8 protein-coding genes are annotated in these 7,337 nt (G+C 59.6%); 3 read left to right on the top strand and 5 right to left on the bottom strand.

Features of this window, described 5'->3' with window-relative positions; genetic code table 11:
* Positions 1–109: 109 nt before the first annotated feature.
* Positions 110–715, top strand: a complete 606-nt coding sequence (locus ABF824_RS08750) for a glutathione S-transferase N-terminal domain-containing protein (protein WP_415488103.1) — start codon at positions 110–112, stop codon at positions 713–715.
* Between the two features lie 93 nt (positions 716–808).
* On the opposite strand, the gene ABF824_RS08745 is transcribed toward ABF824_RS08750, so the two are convergent.
* The 5 genes from ABF824_RS08745 to ABF824_RS08725 form a co-directional block, all read right to left on the bottom strand.
* Positions 809–1,321, bottom strand: a complete 513-nt coding sequence (locus ABF824_RS08745; RefSeq protein ID WP_415488101.1) for a DUF3035 domain-containing protein — start codon at positions 1,319–1,321, stop codon at positions 809–811.
* Between the two features lie 11 nt (positions 1,322–1,332).
* Positions 1,333–1,866, bottom strand: coding sequence for a signal peptidase II (gene lspA, locus ABF824_RS08740; RefSeq protein ID WP_415488099.1), 534 nt, complete (start codon positions 1,864–1,866; stop codon positions 1,333–1,335).
* Positions 1,867–1,872: 6 nt separating this feature from the next.
* The gene (ileS, locus tag ABF824_RS08735; protein WP_415488097.1) at positions 1,873–4,776 is read right to left on the bottom strand and encodes an isoleucine--tRNA ligase; all 2,904 of its coding nucleotides are present in this window, start codon (positions 4,774–4,776) and stop codon (positions 1,873–1,875) included.
* A gap of 123 nt (positions 4,777–4,899) precedes the next feature.
* A complete protein-coding gene (locus ABF824_RS08730) occupies positions 4,900–5,112 on the bottom strand; it encodes a TOBE domain-containing protein (RefSeq protein ID WP_415488095.1) in 213 nt (70 codons plus the stop codon).
* 12 nt (positions 5,113–5,124) lie between these two features.
* Positions 5,125–5,679, bottom strand: a complete 555-nt coding sequence (locus tag ABF824_RS08725; protein WP_415488093.1) for a TlpA family protein disulfide reductase — start codon at positions 5,677–5,679, stop codon at positions 5,125–5,127.
* Positions 5,680–5,718: 39 nt separating this feature from the next.
* Between ABF824_RS08725 and argH the strand changes: the two genes are divergently transcribed.
* Positions 5,719–7,161: an argininosuccinate lyase gene (gene argH, locus ABF824_RS08720; RefSeq protein ID WP_415488111.1), complete on the top strand. Its 1,443-nt coding sequence runs from the start codon at positions 5,719–5,721 to the stop codon at positions 7,159–7,161.
* Positions 7,158–7,301, top strand: coding sequence for a hypothetical protein (locus ABF824_RS08715; protein ID WP_415488113.1), 144 nt, complete (start codon positions 7,158–7,160; stop codon positions 7,299–7,301). Before argH ends, ABF824_RS08715 begins: the two co-directional genes overlap by 4 nt.
* Positions 7,302–7,337: the final 36 nt, after the last annotated feature.

The raw sequence follows: 7,337 nt of genomic DNA, 5'->3' as shown, positions 1-7,337 counted from the left end.
CTATTTTTATATGTAAATTTATGCGACTCACCTTTGAGTGTTGATTTGTGATTTTCGTCAGCAGGGCGTTTAGTCTTTATGTTTACCAATTCGAAGGAATGAGGTTTTCATGAAACTGTATTATACCCCAGGCGCCTGTTCGCTTGCCCCTCATATCGTTCTCAATGAAGCGGACATTCCTTATTCACTGGAAAAGGTCGATCTGGCGACCAAAAAGACCGAGACTGGTGAGGATTATCTGAAAATCAACGGCCGAGGCGCGGTGCCAGCCCTCGAGGTGTCGCCCGGTGTCTATCTGACCCAGAATTCCGCTATTCTCCAGTATATTGGCGATCTTTCCACCATTCTGGCTTTCAAGCCTCCGTGCGGTTCGATGGAACGCGCGCGTCTCGAAGAAGCGCTCGGTTTCTGTGGTGATCTGCACGATGCGATCGGCGCGCTGTTTGCGCCGGGACTGGAGGGTGCGGATCGTGAGAAAGCCGTTGCGAACGCCATCCGCCGGATCGGGCAGCTGGAAGACATGCTGCCAGCGGATCGCGATTTCTGGCTCGAAGCAGGTTTTACGCAGGCCGATGCCTATGCGTTTGTCATTCTCTCATGGACGACGTTTCTCAAGATCGACATTTCCGGTTACAAAAAAGCAGTAGCCCTGCGTGATCGCGTGGGAGCGAGACCTGCTGTCAAAGCTGCCATGAAAGCGGAAGGACTGAGCTGAGGCGTCGTTCAAACTGAAAAGGCCCTGTCCGTCATGTAAACGGACAGGGCCTTTCTTTACCCTTGAATAATAGCGTCGGGTGAAGACTGCTGATTATTTCGCTTTTTTGGTGGGCGTCGCACCCTTCGTCGGCTGATTTCCAAGAGCTGCGTTGGCCTTCAGGCGACGGTTCTCGGCATCGCCATCGACAACAGAGCCCGCGCCACCGCCTTTCCAGAACAGCAGCGCATCGACATAGCCTTCGCCAGCCTTGCCCAGTTCACCCCGATCCGGCTCGCCCGCAGCCTCGTCGGCCTCGTTGATGAGCATCGTCTGGCCAGAACTGTCCGGCCCTGACGTGCCGCGAAGCGCAACATCAGGAGACAGGGTCTCCAGCGCTTCCATCCGTTCGCTCTCGTCACGCGGATGATCGACCGCTGAACCCGGTTTCACAAGATCCGTCGAGGGCGGCATCGAGAGCGGCGCGCGCGTTGTCACCGTATATTCATCCGGCACGCTGCGTTGCAGACCAAAGGCGCGATTGATGTCGTTGCCGGAGCAACCCGTCAGAAGCGTGCCGAGCCCGAGCCCAAGAGCCATATGTCGAAATCCGACGATCACTCGCATTCTTTTCTGCCTCACCTGTCCCCCGCGCTCCGTTCGACCGTCCGGGTTTCATCCCCTGTCGGATGATGCCGTTCGCGATACAGACTGTCCAATATCAGAGCAATGACACTGCACACAATCGCTGCATCGGCGACATTGAAAACATACCATGACCAGCCGAAGGCGTGAGCATGGATAAAGTCCACCACCGCGCCGTAACGCAGGCGATCCAGCACGTTGCCCACGGCCCCGCCTGTGATGGCACCCGCCAGCCCCGCGATCAGCAGGCGTGGTGTACGCGCGATCCACACCATCAGCGCACTGACAATGGCAAGCGAAACGGTAGAGAAAATCACGCGGCCAGCCGATCCAGCGCCACCGAACATCCCGAAGGTGATCGCGTGGTTCCAGACCATCGTGAAGTTCAGGCCGGGACAGATCGCAACCGATCCTTTCTCCGGCAACTTGAAGTCGAACAGAATCCAGTGCTTCGACAACTGGTCGAGCAGGAATGTCACACTGGCCGTGAACAACCCGAGCGCAAGAGAGCGATAATGCAGGCGCATCGAGTCCTATCCGGTGACAGAAGCGCAGGAGGGGGTGTTCGCAACCACATCCGCGCAGCGCACGCACAGAGTCGGATAGGCTGTGTTCTGCCCAACTTCCGGAAGCACTTTCCAGCAGCGTTCGCACTTCTCACCCTCGGCGACTCGCACCACGGGCACACCGCATGGCACTTCCACCGCACCGCGCTCGTTCTTAGGCGCTTCCGCGGGGATGACCGAGAATTCAGCCTGCGAGACAATGGCGAGTTCCGTCCAGTCCACTCCTTCGAACAGCTTGAGCTGGTCTTCATAGACTGGAATTTCGATGGCGGCCTGAAGAGATGAACCGATCTCTCCGGAGCGCCTGGCCGTTTCGATCTCCGTGGTGACGATACGACGCACGGCGCGTAGCGTCGTCCAGCGATCAGCCAGTTCAGGATCGGCCCATTCAGTGGGCAGGGTGGGGAGTGCTTCCAGATGCACCGATGTATCGGAGCCGAATCGTGCCGTCCATGCGTCATCGGCCGTGAAGACCAGCACCGGCGCAAGCCACGTCGTCAGGCAACGATGCAGCACATCAAGGACCGTCCGGGCCGCGCGGCGCGTTAGGCTGTCCTTCGCATCACAGTAGATCGTGTCTTTGCGGACATCGAAATAGAACGCGGAGAGATCGGTCGTGCAGAAACCATGCAGGGCAGGGTAGACGCCCACCCACTCATGGGTGTCGATGGCCTGACGGATCATGCCATCGAACTCTGTCAGGCGATGCAGCACCCACTTTTCGAGTTCTGGCAGTTCCTCATATGGAACGACTTCTTCAGGGGAGAAATCTTCCAGAGCGCCCAGAAGCCAGCGGAGTGTATTGCGCAGGCGACGATAGAGTTCGCCCTGCTGCTTGAGGATTTCCTTGCCGATCCGAAGATCTTCGTTGGTGTCCGAGTTCATCACCCACAGACGGAGGATGTCGGTTCCAAGCGTGTCGTTCACGTCCTGCGGGGCAATGACGTTGCCCAGCGATTTGGACATTTTCCGGCCCTGCTCATCAAGCACGAAGCCATTGGTGACCAGCGTGCGATACGGCGCGATTCCGCGTGTGCCAACGCTTTCCAGCAGAGAGGACTGGAACCAGCCACGATGCTGATCCGAGCCTTCCAGATAAAGGTCCGCCGGGAAACGCATACCGGGCTGGTTCAGTACGAACGAATGGGTGGAACCGCTCTCGAACCAGACATCCACCACATCGAACACCTGCTCGTAATCCGCGGTGTTGTAGGCATCGCCAAGGAAACGTGACGGATCGCTGCTGTACCACGCATCCGCGCCATCTTCACGGAAAGCCTCAACGATTCGCTCCATGACGGCGGCGTCACGGAGAACTTCGCCTGTCTGCTTGTTGACGAACACGGCGATGGGCACGCCCCATGCGCGCTGGCGGGAAATGCACCAGTCGGGGCGGTCAGCGACCATCGAAGTCAACCGGTTGCGCGCCTGGGCCGGAACGAAGGTGACGTCGCCAAGCGCCTGGAGCGCCTTTGTGCGGATCTGCGTGTCACCATCCATGCGGATGAACCATTGCGGCGTGGCGCGATAGATGACCGGCTTACGGGAGCGCCATGAATGCGGATAGGAATGGACGAGCTCGTTGCGCGCCAGCAGACCGACGGGGGCGGTTTTCCCGGCATGTGCGTTCTTCGCAGCCGTCAGCGCTTCGCACACCGGCTCGGCGGCCTTGAAGACGTGCGTTCCGGCAAACAGCGGCACCCAGTCCACATAGCGACCGTCATCGGCAACCAGTTCCGGGATTTCGAGACCGTTGGCCATGCCGAGCGCAAAGTCGTCCTCACCGTGCGAAGGTGCCGTATGCACGAGGCCCGTGCCCGCATCATCCGTCACATAATCGGCGCCGAGCAGCGGCACGTCGTAATCGTAACCCTGTCCACGCAGCGGATGCGCCGCGATGGCACCTTTCAGGGCGGAACCGGGCATGGTGTAGAGAACGTGGTGCGCGAGAACGCCGCAATCCTTGCAGACTTTCTCAACCAGTCCTTCCGCCACGAGAATTTTTTCACCCGGCTGAAGAAGAGCCTCGTCGGAAGTCTCATCGACCCGCAGGACGACGTAAGTGATCTCCGGATTATAGGCGATGGCCCGGTTGGCCGGGATCGTCCATGGCGTGGTCGTCCAGATAACGGCCGATACACCTTCCAGCGCGTGGGCGGATGTCGGATCGGAGATGATGGGAAACGCGACATAAATCGTCGTGGATTTATGGTCGTGATATTCGATCTCGGCTTCAGCGAGAGCGGTTTTCTCGACCGGGCTCCACATGACCGGACGCAGGCCGCGATAGAGCGCGCCGTTGAGCAGGAACCGGCCGATCTCCGCAGCGATGGCGGCTTCCGAGCTGTAATCCATCGTCGAATAGCGACGGCCCCATTCGGCCTGCACGCCGAGACGTTGGAACTCGCCCATCTGCACATCAAGCCACTTGGCGGCCCATGCACGACATTCAGCGCGGAACTGGAGAACGGGGATCGAATCCTTGTCTCGCTTCGCCTTGCGGTATTCTTCTTCGACCTTCCACTCGATGGGCAGGCCGTGACAGTCCCAACCGGGGATGTAATGGACTGCGAACCCTGCCATGTGGTGGCTTCGGTTGATCACATCCTTGAGAATCTTGTTCAGGGCGTGACCGATATGCAGGTTGCCGTTTGCATAAGGAGGGCCATCGTGCAGCACGAACAGCGGCCTGCCTTCGCTGGCGGCGAGAATCTTGCCGTCGAGGTCCATTTCCTGCCAGCGCGCGAGAAGCTCCGGCTCACGTTTCGGCAGATTGCCGCGCATGGGAAACGACGTCTTGGGTAGAAACACGGTGTCGCGATAACCGTCCGTCGATGCGTTGCTCGTTTTCGTCTTGTCCGGTCCGGTCATCGTGCCTGCTTGATCGTCAACTGAAGAATTGTAAGGGCGCGCGCCCTGATTGCACGAAGCAAAAAGGGCACGCCGTTATCGAAGGACCCAACTCTGTGGTCAAGTCTGCGGTCCTGGCAGCCTTCAGGCGTCCACGCCCACCATCACATCCGACGCCTTGATCACGGCATAGGCTTTTTCTCCGATGGCGAGTTTCAGATCCGCCACGGCCTCATTGGTGATGGACGCCATGACAATCGCGCCGCCACCGATGTCAATGCTGACATGAGACGTGGTCGCGCCTTTTTCGATGGCGGTGATCGTTCCCTTGATCTGGTTGCGTGCGCTGAGTTTCATCGTATTTCCTTATCAGGTTATCAGTCGAAGAAGCGTATCCCGCGCCCCTGTCTCGTTCCACAGGATCTGTCCGGCGTGGGTACAGACCAGCATTCCCTGTCGATCGAGAAAAAGGGTCAGTGGCAGGGCTTCCTGCTCCAGACTGGCCGGTATGGCCCGCCTCTGATCGTAGTATGTAACAAAGGTGCCGAGCTTCAGTTTTTCAAGGTATGGCAGCACGACTTCCGCACCGCGATGATCCACCGCAACCGGCAGCACATCAATGCCCACCTGTTGCAGCGAAGGCGTCAGGGCGGCTAGCGCGGGGAGTTCCTTTATGCATGGCCCACACCATGTCGCCCAAAGATGCACGATGGTGGCGCGTCCACGAAGATCAGCCAGCGTATGCTCGATTCCGTCCTTATCTGTGAAGGTTTCCGTCGGGAGCGGGCGCGGTGACTCGCGCTCCAGAGAGGATGGTGCGCGCGGCGTATCTGTCGCTCCCTGAGCGTGAAGCTGTTTGCGCGCGGTCAGGCCTGCGATTAGGGTGCCGCCCAAGAGAAGGACGGAACGCCGTCGCGAGGTCATGCATGAGGCGTGGCGGCTAAAAGCATGTTGGGGCATTCGATGAGTGTGGACGAGCAGAAGGCAGTGAGCAAGCCAGCAGAAAGCGGCGCGAACGTGCAATGGGGCGGCAGGTTCGCTGGTGGGCCGTCCGCGATCATGCGCGAGATCAATGCGTCCATCGGCTTCGACAAGATCATGTGGCGGCAGGATATCGCGGGCTCGCTGGCTCATGCCGCCATGCTGAAGAAGGTCGGCATCATCAGCGCTGACGATGAAGCCGCCATCAAACGCGGTCTGACCGAAATCGGTGCGGAGATCGAAGCGGGCTCATTCCCGTTCGACGAGGCGCTTGAAGACATCCACATGAACATCGAAGCGCGTCTGAGCGACCGGATCGGCGAGGCGGGCAAGCGCCTGCACACCGGGCGTTCGCGCAATGATCAGGTGGCGACGGATTTCCGCCTCTGGGTGCGCGACGCCATCGACGGGATCAGCGGGCAGGTTGAGGCGCTGATGCGCTCACTCGCCACGCGGGCGCTGGAATATGCCGACACCGCGATGCCCGGTTTCACACATCTTCAGACTGCGCAGCCGGTCACGTTTGGCCACCATCTGCTGGCCTATGTCGAGATGCTGTCGCGCGATCGTGGCCGTCTGGCGGATGCCCGCAAGCGCCTGAACGAGTGCCCGCTTGGGTCGGCCGCGCTCGCTGGAACGTCTTTCCCCATCGACCGCAAAATGACGGCGGCGGCGCTTGGGTTCGACGGTCCCACAGCCAATTCACTCGATTCCGTGTCAGACCGTGATTTCGCGCTCGAATATCTTTCAGCGCTCTCCATCATGGCGATGCACCTGTCCCGTTTCGCGGAAGAGATCGTCATTTGGTGCTCGTCGCCGTTCAGCTTCATTCGTCTGACGGATGCCTTCACGACCGGTTCTTCCATCATGCCGCAGAAGCGCAACCCGGACGCCGCCGAACTGGCGCGCGCGAAGGTTGGTCGTGTGCTGGGCTCGATGGTGAGCCTGCTGACAGTGATGAAGGGTCTGCCGCTGGCCTATGCCAAGGACATGCAGGAGGACAAGGTTCCTGTATTCGAGGCGACGGAAGCGATGGCGCTCACGCTGGCAGCCTGTGACGGCATGGTGCGTGACCTGACTGCGAACGTGGAGCAGATGCGGAAATATGCCGGTTCCGGGTTTTCGACGGCCACGGACCTTGCTGATTGGTTGGTTCGTGTTCTCAAGGTGCCGTTCCGCACGGCTCACCATGTCACGGGGCGTCTGGTGGCCATGGCGGAAGAGAAGGGTGTTGATCTGTCCGATCTGAGCCTGGCTGAGATGCAGTCCGTGGAGCCGGGGATCACGCAGGACATCTATTCCGTGTTGACGGTGGAAGCCTCTATCGCCTCGCGCACAAGCGAGGGCGGGACTGCGGGCAGTAATGTGCGCCGTGAGGCTGAAGCGTGGCTCGGAAAACTTGGCAACGGGGAGCGTGTGGCATGATGATCCGCCGTGTTATGAGCTTGTTCCTTCTCGTGAGTGTGGCTCTGCCGCTTGCAGCATGCGGCAAGAAAGGCGCGCCGCACGCGCCGGGACCGGACAGCGAGATCGTTTATCCAAGGATGTACCCCGCCCCGGACTGATGAATGGTCTTGGCTTTTCATCTGGAACCAACGTAG

The sequence above is a fragment of the Acetobacter sp. genome, assembly GCF_047721705.1.
Taxonomy (GTDB): domain Bacteria; phylum Pseudomonadota; class Alphaproteobacteria; order Acetobacterales; family Acetobacteraceae; genus Acetobacter.
This window is presented reverse-complemented; position numbering and strand designations above follow the sequence as displayed.